This is a genomic window from Actinomycetota bacterium, from assembly GCA_028698215.1.
Lineage (GTDB): Bacteria > Actinomycetota > Humimicrobiia > Humimicrobiales > Humimicrobiaceae > Halolacustris.
Genome location: JAQVDY010000031.1, coordinates 1 through 17725 on the forward strand (window position 1 = coordinate 1; position 17725 = coordinate 17725).

General features: G+C 39.9%; 16 protein-coding genes. 2 read left to right on the forward strand and 14 right to left on the reverse strand.

Annotation, left to right across the window (positions count from 1 at the left end; genetic code table 11):
* Window positions 1-138: 138 nt before the first annotated feature.
* From PHN32_07950 to PHN32_07960, 3 genes are read right to left on the reverse strand one after another with little or no spacing between them, the layout of a single operon-like run.
* A complete protein-coding gene (locus PHN32_07950; protein ID MDD3777521.1) occupies window positions 139-1188 on the reverse strand; it encodes an SIS domain-containing protein in 1050 nt (349 codons plus the stop codon).
* Between the two features lie 31 nt (window positions 1189-1219).
* A complete protein-coding gene (locus PHN32_07955; GenBank protein MDD3777522.1) occupies window positions 1220-2149 on the reverse strand; it encodes a PfkB family carbohydrate kinase in 930 nt (309 codons plus the stop codon).
* A 41-nt stretch (window positions 2150-2190) separates the two neighbouring features.
* A complete protein-coding gene (locus tag PHN32_07960; GenBank protein MDD3777523.1) occupies window positions 2191-3567 on the reverse strand; it encodes a hypothetical protein in 1377 nt (458 codons plus the stop codon).
* Between the two features lie 167 nt (window positions 3568-3734).
* Between PHN32_07960 and PHN32_07965 the strand changes: the two genes are divergently transcribed.
* Window positions 3735-4928 (forward strand): ROK family protein, encoded by a 1194-nt coding sequence (locus tag PHN32_07965; GenBank protein MDD3777524.1) that lies wholly within the window; start codon window positions 3735-3737, stop codon window positions 4926-4928.
* Window positions 4929-4930: 2 nt separating this feature from the next.
* The gene (locus tag PHN32_07970) at window positions 4931-6214 is read left to right on the forward strand and encodes a class II D-tagatose-bisphosphate aldolase, non-catalytic subunit (GenBank protein MDD3777525.1); all 1284 of its coding nucleotides are present in this window, start codon (window positions 4931-4933) and stop codon (window positions 6212-6214) included.
* Between the two features lie 134 nt (window positions 6215-6348).
* Here PHN32_07970 and PHN32_07975 read toward each other — a convergent pair whose 3' ends face one another.
* The 11 genes from PHN32_07975 to PHN32_08025 form a co-directional block, all read right to left on the reverse strand.
* Window positions 6349-7548, reverse strand: a complete 1200-nt coding sequence (locus PHN32_07975; protein MDD3777526.1) for an ROK family transcriptional regulator — start codon at window positions 7546-7548, stop codon at window positions 6349-6351.
* A 10-nt stretch (window positions 7549-7558) separates the two neighbouring features.
* On the reverse strand, window positions 7559-9043 hold the full coding sequence (locus PHN32_07980; protein MDD3777527.1) for an FGGY family carbohydrate kinase: 1485 nt from the start codon (window positions 9041-9043) through the stop codon (window positions 7559-7561).
* Window positions 9044-9057: 14 nt separating this feature from the next.
* Window positions 9058-9885, reverse strand: a complete 828-nt coding sequence (locus PHN32_07985) for a hypothetical protein (GenBank protein MDD3777528.1) — start codon at window positions 9883-9885, stop codon at window positions 9058-9060.
* Between the two features lie 31 nt (window positions 9886-9916).
* Entirely contained in the window at window positions 9917-10726 is an 810-nt protein-coding gene (locus tag PHN32_07990) for a uroporphyrinogen decarboxylase family protein (GenBank protein ID MDD3777529.1), read from the reverse strand.
* A gap of 33 nt (window positions 10727-10759) precedes the next feature.
* Window positions 10760-10969 carry a hypothetical protein gene (locus PHN32_07995; protein MDD3777530.1) on the reverse strand — a complete coding sequence of 70 codons (210 nt, stop codon included), beginning with the start codon at window positions 10967-10969 and terminating at the stop codon, window positions 10760-10762.
* A 32-nt stretch (window positions 10970-11001) separates the two neighbouring features.
* The gene (locus tag PHN32_08000) at window positions 11002-11679 is read right to left on the reverse strand and encodes a cyclase family protein (protein MDD3777531.1); all 678 of its coding nucleotides are present in this window, start codon (window positions 11677-11679) and stop codon (window positions 11002-11004) included.
* 60 nt (window positions 11680-11739) lie between these two features.
* Window positions 11740-12732 carry a hypothetical protein gene (locus tag PHN32_08005; protein ID MDD3777532.1) on the reverse strand — a complete coding sequence of 331 codons (993 nt, stop codon included), beginning with the start codon at window positions 12730-12732 and terminating at the stop codon, window positions 11740-11742.
* Window positions 12733-12896: 164 nt separating this feature from the next.
* Complete coding sequence (locus PHN32_08010) at window positions 12897-13934, reverse strand: Gfo/Idh/MocA family oxidoreductase (protein ID MDD3777533.1); 1038 nt, start codon at window positions 13932-13934, stop codon at window positions 12897-12899.
* Between the two features lie 38 nt (window positions 13935-13972).
* Entirely contained in the window at window positions 13973-14956 is a 984-nt protein-coding gene (locus tag PHN32_08015; protein ID MDD3777534.1) for an ABC transporter permease, read from the reverse strand.
* A gap of 15 nt (window positions 14957-14971) precedes the next feature.
* Entirely contained in the window at window positions 14972-16465 is a 1494-nt protein-coding gene (locus PHN32_08020; GenBank protein MDD3777535.1) for a sugar ABC transporter ATP-binding protein, read from the reverse strand.
* A gap of 103 nt (window positions 16466-16568) precedes the next feature.
* Window positions 16569-17693, reverse strand: a complete 1125-nt coding sequence (locus PHN32_08025; GenBank protein ID MDD3777536.1) for a sugar ABC transporter substrate-binding protein — start codon at window positions 17691-17693, stop codon at window positions 16569-16571.
* Between the last annotated feature and the right edge of the window lie 32 nt (window positions 17694-17725).

Here is a 17725-nt window from a genome sequence, read left to right on the forward strand (position 1 = left end):
TCAATATTTATGGCTTTAAATACTCTTTTCCTGGAATTAACCATCTTAGTTCTCCTAAAATCATAATATAATGCTGCCGTACTTGGTATCAGCCCCAACATTTAGAAATTATAAATAAAGGATCCCGCCCACTGCTATTTACAATTTTAAGGTATAATCCAAATTCCGGGGTTTATCCGGATTTAAATTTTTCGCTTTGGTTTTAGCATATGCCAATAACTGGAACACAGGTATGTTTATAAAACTTTCCACCATATTAGATACCGTATCCAGATCATGCAGGATAATATACAAATTTGGATGTTTTTTTCCAATATGGCCGCCCACTATTAACACTTTCCCGTTTAATTGGAGCAGCTGGTCTATTACTTTCTCCTGCTTGGGCATATTTTTATTCAAGGTTAATATAAGGCACAAGCTGCTGCTGTCTACCAGCGATTTTGGGCCATGATTAAACTCATAAAAATGATAGGCACTGGATAATACCTGGGCCATTTCCTTCATTTTTAGGTCTGCTTCCAAACTTAAACCATAATTAAAACCGCTGCCCAGCACAAAATATGAATTAAAATTGTGCTTTTCTACATAATCTAATACCCAGCTACTAAAATTGCCCATATTTTTTTCCATGTAGCTTATCAATAATTTAAAATCGCTTATTATATCTTTTTTATCTAAATATTTAGCCAACATTAATCCATAAGCTAACAGCATAACTGAAAATGACACGGTCATTACTACACTTTTTTCAACTGCCTGGCCACATATAAAATGCTGGTGGGATAAATCAATAATGCTGCTGCCAGGCTTACAGGTGAGGGCGATCGAATCCAGGTTAGCCCTGTTTTTTAGTTTTTTGAATACTTCCACTGTTTCCGTTGTCTCTCCAGACCTGGAAAAACCAATAATCAAGTATTGGTTAGCCTGGTTGATATAACAATCGGGATTTACCAATAATTCTGAGCTGGGTAAAGCCATACTGTGGTCCGGCAGCAGGCTATTATGGAAACAGGAAGCCGATTGAGCAAGATTATAGGATGTACCGCAGCCAAAGAAAATTACCCTAATGCCTTTGGAGAGCAAGCTCAAGTCAGGCCCAGAATTTTCTATTATTATATCTTCATATGCCTTTTTCCAACTAGCGGGTTGGGACATTATTTCTTTATAGGTATAATCATCTTTATTCATATCAACCACCTTCATTTAACTAAAATTTACTTTATAAACTTTGAAACAGCTTTTTTATTTCCCCAAATTTTTCTTTAGCTCCTACTCCCCCCAGATACTCTACGCTTTTTGCACCGCAAATATTACCCATATCCAGACATTGTTTGGTATCAAACCCGTTAAGGTAACCAAGGATAAAGCCTGCATCAAAATTGTCTCCAGCGCCGGTGCTGTCTTTAAAAATTGCAGGAACCGCATCGCCCTGGTAATGCAATTGGCCTTGCTGGGCCAGATAACCCCGGCCGGCTAGTTTTATTACCACCAGACTTACAGCTGGGTTAAGTTTTTCCAAGGCTTCGGCTATAGTGGTTTTTTTAGTAATGCTTAGAGCTTCTTTTTTATTTACAAAAAGGATATCAATGTATTTTAAAGCATGATATATGTCTTCACCCCAGTTACTGCTGGGGTCATCATTGGTATCCATGGAAAATGTAATCCGGCCAGGATAATTTTTTTTAATACTGGTAATTAATTGGGGGTAATATGGTTTTAAGGATTTCATCATATAGTATGAAGAAAAATGCACATGGGCTAACTGGGGAATTTTCCTAAAACATATCTCCTCCATCTTTAGTGAAGATACAAGCTGCAGGCTGGAAATCTGATATTTGTCCTCAAGGTAGGACAGGTTGACAGTAAGGCCCGTATTGCTGTTGTCCTGGACTATCCGGTCTAGATTTACTCTGCTATCTTTAAGTTTATGGATAAGTAAATCTCCCAGGTAATCTCTGCCAATTTTAGAAATTATATGGGTATTAAGGCCTAAATTAGACAAAACCGCTGCAAATATTCCTCCAGAGCCTCCAATATCTATCACATAATCATCTGATAATATTTCCCCTCCCAGCTGCGGCTCCTTATTTAAGCCGCTAAGGATAAGGTCTGTATTGAGATCACCTATAACCAGGCAAGTTTTAGCCATAACCTTAAGAATAAATATATTAAATTTTTAAGAATCAAACTTTAATTTTCAAATACCTTAATACCATAAAGATAGGCAACTTCTTTTAAGTAATCTGCTAACCGGCCATAAGTCATATGTATGTATTCACTTCTTAAATTGTTAACGAAATTATTCATATCACCTTTTATTTTTATCAAGGCATGAGGCCAAACAGGGTAACCGCATTGTTTGAAAAATTCTTCCCTTTCCTCATCTTTTACCGGCAAAGTTTGGCCTTCAGTAATATGCATTACATATTTGCCATCTATCCTGGCTAGCCTCATCAAGGTAACGTCCCCTGGTTTAGCCATAAGCTTGGTACAAATACCGCTGGCCTTAGCCTCCAAAGTTGGTTGATGGTGTAATTCTACTTCCCCCCTGGGATTGGCAGCCAGGGTAGGAGAAGCTGCTCCATCATCAATCAGCTTTATCATATTTTCATCTTTGAGCACCAAATTAACATCAGCAGTAAATACCGGCTCCTCTTTAGGTTTTAACAATCCCAGAATATAGGCGGAAAGGGCACCGTTAGCATCACTGAGACAGGTGGATACAAACCCTCTTTTAGAGAGCCTGCTTTGGGCCAAACAGGCCGTACAATAATTATCACTCAAATCAAAAGTGCACTTAACACTGGTAAAATCATATCTTTCCTGTTCAATAATTTTTTCCAGGGCCAGGTATAGCCTAATAGATTTTTCAAACACCGGATCAAAATCAGGAATAGACTTGTATTCATTTTTCAGTATTTGGTGGTAATTCTTTATTTCCTCTAAATTAAATTTTTCCGCTTCTACCACCAGGCTATACTGATCTGTAAACCCGGTTAAAATGCCAAAATCCTTTAACCATTGATTTGCATCAACTATTCCGGTTAAGATTCCCATCCCCTGTCCGCCGATAGCCCCATACCTTGATTTTCTTAAGATATTGGCCACCCGGGAAGCCTGGGCAAAAGAAACTATAGGCCCTATCACATCCTCCCTGGCTATGTCGCCATAAGCCACCTTGTGCTTTATACCCAGCTCATCCAAGCCTCCGTGGGTTGCCGCCAGTCCCCCTATGGACCAGGCTTTGGAATCATCCAGGGCATATAGCATAACAGGTTTATGCATATTTCTTATAAACTGCGATATTTGATCGGGCCAGTTCCAGGTAGAAATATAGATGAAAATCATATCTACATTTTCATCTGTAAAAATTTTTTCGGCCTGCTCCAATTCATAAAAGGAAGAAATTACATCATCAATTTTTACTAATTCTAAATTTCGGTCTTCCAGCCCCTTCTCCACTTTTCCTAAATTTTCTACATCCACCCATTGTTCCCCCGTTTCGTTTACAGCTTGCTTGTGGGTGGGACAGGTCACACTTAAAAATCCTAGCTTAGGTTTACGCATTATTCCTCCTATTTAGTTCTATCACCGTACTAATTATTTTATAAAATATTCTTTCTGTTTTCAATACATATTATTCAATGGCCCGTACCGTTAAAAATGCATTAATAAATTGACTAGAAATATAGAATTAGCTATTATTATTACAAAGTTCAGGAATCGAACAAACTATGGAAAAAAAAGCTACTCAAACATCAATTAAGCAACATAATATCGGGCTCATATTAAGAAATATAAAAGGTAAAGAGTCTACCACCAGGATCAAACTTAATGCGGTTACCGGTTTGGCTAAATCCACAATTTCAGACCTGGTTTCTTTTCTTATTGATAAAAAGGTTCTATCAGAGGGTAAAAAGATAGCCTCTAAAATTGGTAAGAAACCTATCATATTAAAATTTAATAATAGCTTGTTCTACATAGCAGCAGTTAATATTGGTATCGGCTTTATAACTGTGGCTATCACCGATCTAATGGGTGAAATTTTAGTAAAGATTAAAAGCAAAAATAACATTAATGACAGTAGGGAAAATATTCTTAATAATATATTTGCTACCATCGATAATGCTGTAAAAAAATCTAACATCAACTGGAACCAGGTTTATTTAATCAGCATAGGCACCCATGGAGCTGTAGATCCAGTGACCAAAGTTATAAATCATGCCCCCTATTTTAAGAATTGGAGCGGTATCAACCTTTATGAAATATTCAGGCAAAAGTACAAAAAAGAAATAGTGGTGGAAAACGGGGTAAACCTGGGGGCAATAGGGGTAAGATGGAAAGAATATCCCCAGGTTGATAACCTTGTTTACTTAAACATACATTATGGAGTAGGGGCAGGGCTTCTTCTTAAGGGTATGCTGGAAACAGGAAAACATGGCAATTCCGGAGAAATATCCTACCTTCCCATCCTTTTAAATTACGACCTTCAAAAATTAAAGAAGAACACTCTTGAACTGGGATTGTTTGAATCACAAGTAGATATTATAAGCATAACCAATGCTATAAATCATCTGACCGGACAAAAACTTGAGTTTGATGATATAAGCAAACTATATAAATCCGGTGCCCATAAATTAATAAACCAGGTCATAGACGAAGAAGTGATAAAAATACTGGCTATCGGTATTGCCACCATTATTACAATTATTGATACCGAAATCATTGTAATAAATGGAGCCATAATAGATCTGGGCCAGGACTTCATTGATAAATTAAAGCAGACTATTTATGGCATTATACCCTTCAAACCTAAAATAATTACATCTGGACTTAAAAGAGATGCAGCCATATTGGGCGCCATAAAATATGGTTTGGATTACATGGATAATCTCTTCTTTAACAATTTCTTTTCTATATTTCACTAGCCATGAGCCCTGTAAAAAAAATAGATGACAGCTTAATAAGGAAAAATGCGGAAAAGGAAGGCAAGCCCATAATTGAATATATTATGGATAGATTACAAATCCTTTCCCATAAGGAAAATACCGGGTTTACCTTGTTTGCTGCTTGTCCCAATTCTTATAATGTGCTGGTAGCTGGTATCAGGTCAGCCAAAAGGGCTAATGCGCCCTTGCTCTATGCGGCTACCTTAAACCAGGTGGATACAGACGGCGGTTACACCGGATGGACCCAAAATGATTTAATAAAAATAATTAGGCAAGAGTCTGATAAAATTGGGTACCAGGGCCCTAATATAGTAGGTGTGGACCATGGAGGCCCCTGGGCTAAGGACCTCCAAACCATAGAAAAATGGGATTTAGAAAAATCCATGGCCTGGATTAAGAAATCTTTTGAAGCAGCGGTAGCAGCAGGATATGATTTAATACATGTAGACCCGACCATAGATATTTTTAGTAGAAATATCTCTATACAGACAGTAGCCAATAGGACCCTTGAGCTTATTGCCCATACCGAGAAATATAGAATCAATAATTCCAAGCCGCCCCTGTCTTATGAGGTAGGCACGGAAGAGGTCCATGGGGGATTGGCGGATTTAAATACCTTCCGTAAGTTCCTGGAGCTTTTAAGCCAAGGCCTAAAGGAAAAAAACCTTGCTTATGTGTGGCCAATCTTTATAGTAGCCAAGGTAGGCACGGACCTGCACACCACGGAATTTGACCCCGCAGTGGCTAAAAGGGTTTCTGATATTGCCAAGGAATACGGGTCGTATATCAAAGGGCATTATACTGATTTTGTTCAGAACCTTAACCAATACCCGTCAGCTGGCATAGGCGCAGCTAATGTTGGACCAGAATTTATAGTAGCTGAATACCAAGCTTACAAAGAATTAGAAGCAATTGAACAAAAGCTATATCAACAGGGTAAAATAACCCATACCTCTAATTTAAATTTAGGGCTGCAAAAGGCGGTTCTGGATTCCGGAAGATGGAAAAAATGGATGCAGGAAGACGAAAAAGATTTCCAGTCCCTTTCCCCCCAGAGAAAAGACTGGATCGTAATGACCAGCAGCCGCTACATACTGGCCCAACCTCAAATACAATATTACATAAACAGGCTTTATAAAAACCTTCAGTCAAATGGTTTAAGCCCCAGAGAGCACATATGGTCAAAGATTGAAGCAGTAATGGATAAATACTTTAAGGAATTTAACCTGATAGGCTTAAACCAAAAGATTCTTGATTTGCCTTAGTATTTCTAATTTAATTTTTCCCTATTGTCCTATCATGGAATTCAGGCCGTTTTACCTTTGCTGACCACTATATTAGTTAATAGCAAAAACCATGTTAGTCTTTTGATAAGGTGCTAATGGTCTTTAGGATGCTATTATATTTGGAAAAAATTATTGGGGTGTTCATTTATGTAAAAATCTATATAGTCCAGGCCATTTTTTATAGCTCCGTAAATACCAGAATTTTCCTTTAGCTTAGAGAAAGCTATCTCTCCCCGGTAAGGAGTTATAGCATAGACTTCTTCTTTTAAGCTTTGGAGAAACCCGTCTTTAAGCTCTACAATCTCCCCGTTTATTACTATGATCTCTGGATCTAATACCACAGCAGTGGCAGCTATACCCAGTGCCAGGGTTTTTAATATTTTTTCATTTATCAAATCCCTAAAAGCTGGATCCTGCCTGTAGCTTTCAGCAATTTTAGCAAAAGGTATGGTGCCTGCTGCCTCATCCTGTTTCTTATAATATTCAGCAGCAATTTCCTCTATTCTTTTGATATCGCATTGGGACTCAAAATACCCTAGATTATTATTGGTGCCTTTTAAATTATTATAGTTTAAATTCATAGCCAAAGGCAGGAATGCTATTTCCCCCAAATATCCATTTTTGCCTTCCCTGACCTTCCCGTCAATAACTACCCCGGCTCCAATACCCTTGGTTACTATTAGATAGACCATATTGGAAACATTATTATAGCCTTTCCACTGCTCCCCCAAGGTTTCCAGTTTTACATGGTCTTTAATTATCACTTCTGTATTGTATTTATCCTTAAAAATCTTAGCCAGGTCCAGCCCTACCCAATCCTTAATGTAGGGCGCCCATCTTATAACCCCGGTGTTTTTATTAAAGGTTTCAGGAGAACCCAGGCTTATCAGCCGCAAACCGTTTATATTGTTTTCTTCAAGCATGCTGTCCAAGCTGCTGAATGCTAAATTCAGCACTTCCCGGGAATGGTTGCTTTCTATGGCCTGGATATTCTTTTTAGCTATAGTCTCCCCATTGAGATTGCAGATAGCAGCATCTATCCTGTCGGGAGTAATCACCAATGCTGCATAATAGTAATAATTTTTATTGAAATATAGGAGCGTCGGTCTTTTACCTAAATTTCCTTTTACTTTTTTGCCTTCGATTATAACTTTGGAATCTATTAATTTATTGGTAATATCCGATACGGTAGAGCGAACCAGGCCAATCTTTTTGGCCAGGTCAGCCCTGGATAGCGGCCCCTTTGTCTTTAATAATTTTAAGATTAATCTTTGGTTTCTAAATCTCAGTAATTTTGAGCTATAGGTTTTCATCTATGCCTAACTAGAAGATATTAATATTATTTTTATATATTTTTAAAAATTTATCATAATTATATTCATAAACTTCAAAAAGTCTATGTTCAGGCCTATATTCCTTCCCTGTTTTTACCATGGACCTGGCTGCCTGGGAGTAATCCTGGTAATATCCAGAGCCTACTGCTGCAATCATGGCTGCCCCTAGAAGGGACGCCTGTGAGTTCTTGACAGTTCTTACTGTAAGCTTGGTCACATCAGCTGTAATCTGGTTCCACAAATTGCTGTTTGAACCTCCCCCTATTATCCTCACCTCATTTATAGCAATGCCTATTTTTTTAAAAAGCTCCAGATACAGCTTAAGCATAAAAGCATTGGATTCCATAATGGATCGTATGAAATGGCCAATATTATGTTTCAGGCTGATGCCAAAAAATATACCTTTGGCCCGGTCATTGTTAAAGGGAGTCATCGCTCCCGCTATAAAAGGCAGGGTTATAAGTCCTTGGCTGCCCGCCTCTATTTCTTGGGCCAGGCTATCCATATAGCCATAAATATTATCAGCTGCATCCCTGTTTTTTAGAGATTGAAAGAAATTATCCTTAAACCATTTTAAAAACAATCCTCCCAAAGGTGACCAGGCAAGCAGGCAATAGCTTTGTTCTGCTATTTGATTATAGACTGGCATTTTAACCTCTTGGTCAAATATGGGCTTATCTATATTAACCATAGCAGCCAGTACTGTACCAGAGGTTACGGTTACCATGTTTTGGCCTATATTGCCTGCCCCCAGTGAACTGCAATTCTGGTCCATGGCCCCCACTATTACCTGTATACCTGATGGCAATCCCAAGCTTCCGGCAACCTCTTCTTTTAGGTTTCCCAGGTTGGTTCCGCTGGGAACTATATCCGGCAGCTGATTTTTATCCATACCCATAAATTCCAATAGGGGCTCGTAGTATCTGTGGTTGTTAATATCAAATAAATAGGAGCCGTCATATACAGTAGGTTCACCCACCGCTTTACCGGTTAATTTAAATAATATAAAATCCATAACCTGCATGAATTTCCATACCCGCTTAACCAGCCGTGGATGCTTTTTTACCAAGCTATAGGCCCGGATGCCAAAAAAAACATTGGAGGGAGCCGGCTGGCCGGTTATGCTAAACATGGACTGGGGGTTAAAATTTTTCATTACCTCTTGTTTTTCCTGCTCCCCTTCTTGGTTTAGCCAAGGTATTACCGGAATTATGTCCTTTCCATTCCGGTCCAGCGAAAACAAGGTATCAGTATGGCTGGAAATTGACATGGCCCTGATTTGTGATTTTGATGATGCCTCTAGCTTATCCAGACACTTTACTATGGCTTGTTTGGTATTTTGCCAGTAGAAATCCTGGCCAGGATTGGAGACAAGCTGCCCTTCCTGGCTGGCATAAGCCAGCATGTCTCCCTGCAGGTTAAATACCCCCGCCTTCATGGTAGTAGTGCCAATATCAATAGCTAAAAAGTTCAAAACTTTCTCTCCTGTTAGGCCAGGTTATATTTTTTTGCTGCCTCTTGTGGCGGCATCCCCTGGTTTATCACCTGGTTTAATGCCTGTATCAGCAGGCTGGGCTGGGGAGCCATAAATATATTTCTTCCAAAAATAATGCCCCTGGCACCGCTGCTTATGCTGTCATGCGCTTTTACCAGCACCTCATAATCAGTATTCAATTTTTCAGCCCCTATGGTAAACACTGGCACCGGGGTATTTTCAATTACCTGGTTAAAATATTTTCCGGTATAGAAAGTTTTAATAAGGTCAGCGCCAAGCTCTGCCATTATCCTGGAGACTCTTCTTACTTTATTATGCAGCTGTTCACCGGTTAAATCAGCATGCTCTACCACATAGCATTCCCCAATCAAAGGTATGCCCAGTTTTTCTTTTTCCCTGACTACCTGGCTGAAAACAGAAACATTATTGGTCTGGCGAAGCTGGGAATCCTCCTCCAGGAAAAGGGAGCAAATAACTGCTTGAGCCCCTGCCTGGACTGCTTCCTCCACAGTAGCAGCAATGGTAGTATGGCCTTCCCGGTAGTCAAGGGGGTAATAAAAGGAAGAAGACCAGTTTATCCTGACTATGGGGGCCGGGCTGTCGGGCGCGCTTAGCAGGTCCCAGTTCCTTTTAAGCATAAACCTGGGCAGCAATAAGGCATCAGTGCCCAAACAGTTAGTAATAGCTGCCCTGGTGTCTTCTATTCCTGGCTGATATCCATACTCCATCACATGATCCAATGCAGATATTACCAAATTCTTTTTACCCCTGAACAGCTTGGAAACCCTTAACCTGATACCAGAATTGTCATTATTATTCACTTCTTGCTCCAAACTAGTATGGTTTATAATATTATTTATTTTTCCTGTATTGATTAAAAGCCTTTACGGAAGCTATGACATTTTTCTCCGGATAAGCCGGACGGTGCCACCTGACTACCTCGCATACAAATCCGCCTGAAGGGGTATTAAATGTTTCCACCAGCATATCTGCTTCTTTTTTTACGTCCTCAGGAGAACCGGAGGCTAAGGTGTCGGCCATACTTACTGTGGACTTAAAACACATTTTACCTCTTAATTTTTCCTTTAAGACTTCTATTCCCGTAACTTTATAATCAGGAATGAAAAGTTGATCTATCTCCATATCAAAAAGGTCATCTAGAACCGGCTTGGCATCGCCATCTATTAGTATACCAGTATACAGGCCCTGTTGGTGTATATATTCAAACGCTCTCTTGGTAATAGGTTTAAACCTTTTTCTCCATGTCTCCGGATTTAGCACCAAACCTTTATTAGAGCCCAAATCCTCTATGATGGTTACCTGGTGGGCCCCGGCAGCCTTATATTTATCTACCATTTTAATATAATAGTCTGCCACCATGCCGTATACTTCAGTTACAAAATCCAAATCAGTGGCCAGCTTCATGAAAAAATCATTGGGGCCAAACAAAAACTGGGTAGTGAGAAATATTCCTGCATCTATAAAAATATCTATGAACCGGTCATTGTATTTCTGTTTAATTATTTTGCCCAAGGATTCAAATTGGGGATTTAAATCTTCTATATCAGGAAAACTGTAATCCCCCAATGAGGTTTTGCCGGCCAAGGGATGCTCCAGCAATATATAGGTGGAATTTAAATCAAGAGGAGTCTTGTAAACCACCCCAAACTGGTCTTTTTTTATGGGCTCCCACTTTTAGGTGGTTACTATTTTTTCATAGAATTGGGTATAGCCAAGAACCCAGATGGAATCAAAATAATCAGTTCCGGGAATAAGCTCAACCGACCCTGGATCCAGGGTCCTGTAAGCATTATAAATTCCTGGAATGTTATTGGTTTCCATTGGAAGGTAATCAGGTTTGCCAAACTCTATTGCTTTTTTTACATTCTCAATATGTATAGACATTATGGACCCCTATTTTATTGTTATAAATATAATTATTCTTCTACTACAGTCCTTACCGGAAGGCCTGTAGTATTAAGGATATTTAGTGGCGCTACGTATAACTTTACCTTAAATTTCTGTATTTTCTCCGTATTTATTAAAGGGGCCAGCAAAGTTATGCCTGCTCCATAAATAATCAGCCAATTACCCTGCTCATTTTCCAAATTATCCGCATAGGCTGAATCCAGCCCTAACAGTATAGGCCTTTTTTGGGCAAAATATTCTGCAACTTCCTTTTTTAAAAACCAGGCATCGGTTAAATAATCTGGTTCTGACCAGTGGGCTCCCCACCCGGTGGATAAAATTATAGGTGCACCCTCCGGCACCTTTTCTTTTTCTGCCTTTTTTACCTGCTCCATGGTTAAACAGGGCCGTTTTCCTTCCCTGGGCATCTGTCCTAAATCAAACTGGTAAACATAGGCATCTACCCCAAATATCTTCTCTAACGGTATTTCATTCATGGGCTTTTCTTTTTCCAGTCCAAATGCATGGGAAGGGCCATCAATATAATTGCCGGTCAGCATGCAGAACCCTTCAAAGGCTTGAGATTTTGGGGTAAATGTTTCCACCCACCCCGGCTCTTTTATATCCACTAATTTAAATTGGGGGAAAGGATCTCCGTAACTCCACATTCCAGTATATATGGGCCCGGATAAATCTATAAGCTTCATATCTTTCACTCTCCAATGCTATAGTTTGTAGTCTTTAAAAATCTTATTAAATATATTCAGCTATGCAGTAAGCTCAATTTTTAAATCATCAGCCAAAGGATCTATTATCAAGAAATCTCCCGGCACTGTTTTTAATATGGAACACGGCACTTCAGTGTTTACCGGCCCGTGAAGGGCTAACCTAATAATAAATTTCTGCCAGGTTATTCCCCCGGCATAAGACCCGTCAGAAGTAAGTCCGCACCCATCATTCCACCAGCTGACATAATCAGCGCCAAGTAAGGTAGTGGGAGACGTGGTATACGCTTTGGGAGGAACAAAAGCCCAAGCCCCACTCATATCAGTAGTGGCCATTTGAATGGTCGATATGGGGTGGAAATCAACCAGCCTTGGTTTTGCTTTCTTCCACTGGTCTAAAGTCCATCCATGTTTCTTGGCCAGATGGGGATCCCAGAAAGACAGGTGCCCTGACAGGCCGGTACCTCCATACACGATATTGGCCCCTTTGGCTCCCGGCTCTTTTCTGGCATCTGCAATCATTTCATCATAAACATCGATATTTTGGCTGGATGGAAAATGTACCTGATTTTCCGGAATGCGTATTTCAGGTTTCAGTTTTGAAATAAAATTCTTTTCAATAGTGTAATGAAAAGAACCCGGCCACTTAGGGTTGATATCCTTTCCATTTTCATCAGCATATTCATCCATGGAAAAATAGTGTACATGCTTCATGGATAAATTAAGGGCATTGGCCATATCGGCCAGTATCTGGTACTGGAAAATAGGTCCGGTAGGGAAAACACCCACAAATTCTTTCCCCTCATCAGCAGCTTTTTTTATTCTAACCAGCATGTCCAGTGCCATCTTGTAATGGAATTCCTTTACCGGTACAACCTTAATATTGAAGTCAGGATGGGCATCAGGGGGAGGTTTACAAATATCTTCCCTTTTTATCTTAGCTACCCTTTTACACACCTCCATATCCCGGAATGCCAAGAATTCAGCCGGCTGGAATTCAATAAGATCAATATCGGGATTAAAATGTTCAGGCATTACAAGCTCCTTTCTTTACAGGCATTACTCCTGGTTTAGGATTAAGGCCTAGTTAATTTGTTAAGTTTGTTTTTCAAACATATTAAAATTAAACCACTAAAAAGTTAAAGTCATAGGTACCATTTTAAATAATAGGCTGTAATCAAGGATTTTTTTGCCTTCAATTACAGCAAGGGAAGCTTCACCTTCTCACCAGATTCAATAGCCTTATCTATGGCCAGGCAAACCTCATGAACCTTTATACCGTAATCCAGTCTTATCAGGCTGTCTTTATCATTGATAATGTCTTCCATAAAAGCATCTATAACTCTTCCAAATGGATGATGGGATACTTCGGCACTGTTAATTAAGGTGCAGTTAAACGTCTGGAACCCTTCCTGGCCAGCAAAAATTTCCTTGGTAAAATATTTTTCATTTAAAATGCTGCCCTTGCTGCCATGTATCATTATATTGAAATAATAAGGGCACTCCACTTCAAAGCTGCCGCCGGTCTTCCCGATTGCCCCGTTTTTAAATTTAAGTGATGCTGATACGGTGGGAGGGTATTCATATTCCTTGCGGTGTCCCCAAACTCCATAACCAACTACTTCTTCTACATCTCCCCCAATCCGCATGAGCACCCCTATGGAATGACAGCCGCCCAATAAAGTTACTGAAGGTCCCCCCCTCTTGGTATAGGCTCCCCAGCTCCAAGCGTTCCACCAGGGGCCGATCTCATGCCAGTAATCAGTTTCAACAAAAAATATATCTCCCAATGCGCCTTTTTCAATCATGCTTTTTATACTGAGAAACTGGGCATAGTACTCTGCTACAAAACCAACCAGGGATTTAATATTATATTTTGCTTTTGCTTCCTCATAGGCTTTTTGTACTGCCCTAAGTTCATCCAAAGTATGCACTATAGGTTTTTCTGCAAAGAAATGCTTTCCTGCCTCACATGCTTTTATAATCTCTTCCGCCCTTAAAAAATTGGGCGAGCACATAGATATAATATCAATATCGTCTCTTTTAATCAGGTCATCATAGGTTGCTTCTATTTCACAATCCAGGTTAAACTCTGCCTTCTTGGCTTCAGCGCTTTCCTTTTTACGGGAAGCCAAAGCTTTTATCTCGCAATGGGGGTTATTAATATAGCCCTTTATATGCTCTCCTGCTACCCATCCCATACCAAAGATACCTACGCCATATTTTTTATTATTCATTTTAATATTTACCTCGCTTAATTTATTAAATTTTTGATTTATTCCTTAGAAGAAATGCCGCTGATGGTAACTGCTAATAGAATGATTAAGCCCAGTACCACCTCTCTCCAGAAAGGATCCAGGTTCATTATAACCATGGAGTTATTTATAAGACCGAAAACTACTACCCCCAGAAATACACCTAAAGCAGAACCTTTGCCCCCGGTTAAGGCTATTCCTCCCACTACCACTGCCGCCAGGGCATTCAAGGTATAGGGATCGCCGGTAGTAGGATAAGCTACGCTTATCTGGGATATGAGCACAATGGTTGCTATTCCGTATAATCCCCCTGCTATGGAGTAGACCAGGGTTTTATATAGCCTTACCTTTATTCCTGAAAGATAGGCAGCTTCAACATTGCCCCCCACTGCAAACAGCAGCCTTCCGAACTTGATATACCTTAGGGTCAGAAAAAGGAGGATTAGAATTATTACAAACACAATGGTGGGATATGGTATTACCCCAAACAGCCTGCCTACAAAAAATTTAAACCTGCCCTGCAAGGCTATATATTTTCCCCCTGAAATCAGTAATGCCGCCCCGGTATAAACAGTAGCCAGGGCCAGGGTAATAATAAATGAGTGTGCCTTTATGCGGGTAACAAAAAATCCATTTACAGCCCCTATTATCATACCCAGCAGCATAACTGCCACTATTGCTAAAAAGGTGTTATAACGGATAATGACTATGGCAAATACGAGCCCTAATACTGAAATCATTGGCCCCACCGAAAGGTCAAATTCCCCGGTGATTAAGATCATGGATACACCCACCGATATAATGCCCAAAACTGACACCTGAAGCACTATATTGAAAAGATTCTGCACCGATAAAAAATTAGGGTTTACAATAGTTACCACTACACCAATAATAATCATTAATATAATTAAGAAAACTTGCTGGTTCATAAAAATACTTTTTAGCCTGCTGCTTACTGGTGTTTTTATTGCTGAACTCAAATTACCATTAGTATTATTGCTCATTTTTATTCCCTTTTGTTATGTTGCCCCTAAAGAATATTTTAAAACGTTTGCTTCGGTTCTTTCTTCACCTTCAAGTATCTTAACCATCGAGCCTTTATACATCACCCCTATCCTGTCACTCATAAGTACCAATTCCTGGTTGTCAGAAGATATCATGATTATTATTTTTCCCTCGGCTAAAAGGTTGTCCATCAATTTATATATATCCTCTTTTGCCCCAATATCAATGCCTAATGTTGGTTCATCCAGGATCAATATTTCAGAATTTGCCAGCAGCCACTTGGCAAATACCACTTTCTGCTGGTTACCGCCACTTAAATTTGAAACTATTTTCCTGATGGATGGAGTAGAGATATTAAGATAATTAGCCATCCTGGATACTTCGCTAAACTCCTTTTTTAGCTTTAGTAAATATTGCCGGCCCACACTGAGCTTGGTTAAGTTTACATTCTCAAAAATAGGCCTGCTTATTATTAACCCGTTTTTCTTTCTATCTTCGGTAAGAAGGCCAATATCTTTATAAATAGCATCCACCGGATTTTTGGGTGTTATGTCTTCCCCTTTATACAGCAGCTGGCCCGAATCTTTTTTATCCAGGCCAAAAATTAATCTCACCAGTTCAGTCCTGCCTGCTCCTACCAAGCCCCCCAGTCCAAAGATTTCTCCTTTTCGCACTTCAAAAGATATGTTTTTTACCACTCCTGCCTTGGAATAGTTGATAACCTCTAATTTCTCTTGGCCTATATTTGCTTTTTTCCTGGCATATATCTCTTTCTTTTCTTTAGCGATCATGGCATTGATAATGTTATCTACTTCCACATCCTTAATGAAATAGGTGCCTACCTTTTTTCCATCCCTTAGCACCGTTACCCTGTCCCCCAGGTAGAATATCTCCCCCAGGTTATGTGAAATATAAATAATACCCACCCCTGTAGAAGTAAGGTTCTTAATGGTACTAAAAATTTTTTCTTCCACCTCCCGGTCCAGGGATGCAGTAGGTTCATCCAAAATAAGTATTTTTACTTCTTCAGAAAAGGCTTTGGCAATGCTTAACACTTTTCTTTCCACTGGGGTCAGCTGTTTGACTAATTTCTTGGGGTCAAGGCTGACCCCAATTGAGTCAAATATTTTCTTTGACTCGCTAATGCATTTTTTAAGGCTGAAGAATGATTTGTCGGTTTTTAAGTCACTTAAGAATACATTCTCGGCCACAGTCATATTGTCTACCAGTTGATCGGCCTGGTGTATGGTTTGTATGCCTAAAAATATTGACCGGCTGGGGGTAAGGTTTTCCACAGCCTGTCCAAATACTTCAATTTTTCCCTTATCTGCATTAATGGACCCTGCCAGTATTTCAATTAAAGTTGATTTACCAGCCCCATTCTTGCCTACCAGGCAATGTATTTCACCCTGGTACAAATCAAAATCTACATCAACCAAGGCTTTAACCCCGGGGTAGAATTTAGATATACCGGTTACATTTAAAATTTTTTCTTTTTGCTCTTGCATTTAATTAACCTTTAATTAAATAAACAAGAATCACAGGCTTTGAGTCAGCCCACATCTGTTTTAATGCATGGGTGCATTGCTGCACCCATGCATCTATCTTTACCTAGTAATTAAGCTCACCAGTTTTAACAAACTCTTCTGCTACCGGTATCCAGGATTCGTCTATGTCCCAAGGTATAAGGGTATCTTCCCAATCTTCCATAGTACACCATACTATTGGTGTCTGTACCAATTCAAGAGGAGGATTGCCTTTTAGGTACTCCAGAATGGAAATTGCACTTATTATGCCGTGCAAACCGCAAGGCTGGGAAATAGCTGCATCCAATTTGCCTGCAGCAAAATTAGTTTCATCCAGTACTCCGCCATTGCCGGATATTACAATAACATCTTCCAGCATATTGGCTTCTTCTAAAGCCTGGATTGTTCCTTCGGCCATTTCCTGGGCTCCGCAGACTACCACATCAAATTCCCTTCCGCTTTGTATCAGGTCCCTGATAATGTTCTTAGAGGTCTCGATGCCGTAATCGGTGTATTCCAGCTGTACGGTTTCAAAAGCGCCAGTTTCATTCTCTATTTTCTCCATAGCCTCTATTTGGGATTCTACTGTAGAGAATCCTGCCAGTCCCTGAACCTGTACTACCTTGGCGTCAGGCCAGTTCTCTGCAATTTTTTCAGCAAACATTACTCCAACCCCATACCAGTCAAATTCTACTATTTCAAATGGCTCTCCTGGGCCTTCTGACTGCCTGGTATCTACAATCTGTATGGGAACTCCAGCTTCATTGGCAACCTGGCATAATGTTTGCGCAGCATCGGGGTTACCAGAGGTTACTGAAATTGCATCTACTCCCAATGCTATTAAATCCCTAACTGCCTGTATTTCAGCCTCTGGTTCCCAGTTGGTAAGTATCTGGGTTACTTCTACATCTGCCTGCTGCAGGCCAATGTTAAAACCTTGGTCAAAATAGGTAAACCAGCCTTCAAGATAAGGCATAACATTACCTATATGCACATCAGTTAAGGCTTCTTCCGCTGGCTCTTCAGCTACTTCTTCAGCCGGTTCTTCGGCTGCAGGTTCTTCCGCTGGCTCTTCAGCTACTTCTTCAGCAGGTTCTTCAGCTGCAGGTTCTTGTGCTGCAGGTTCTGCTGCCGGCTGGCAGCCAGACCCCATCAGGGTTAAAGAGATTGCAAATACAGCGATTAAAACCCATATTAAACTTCTTTTCATTTTTCCCCCTAACTTACAAGATTTTTTACTTA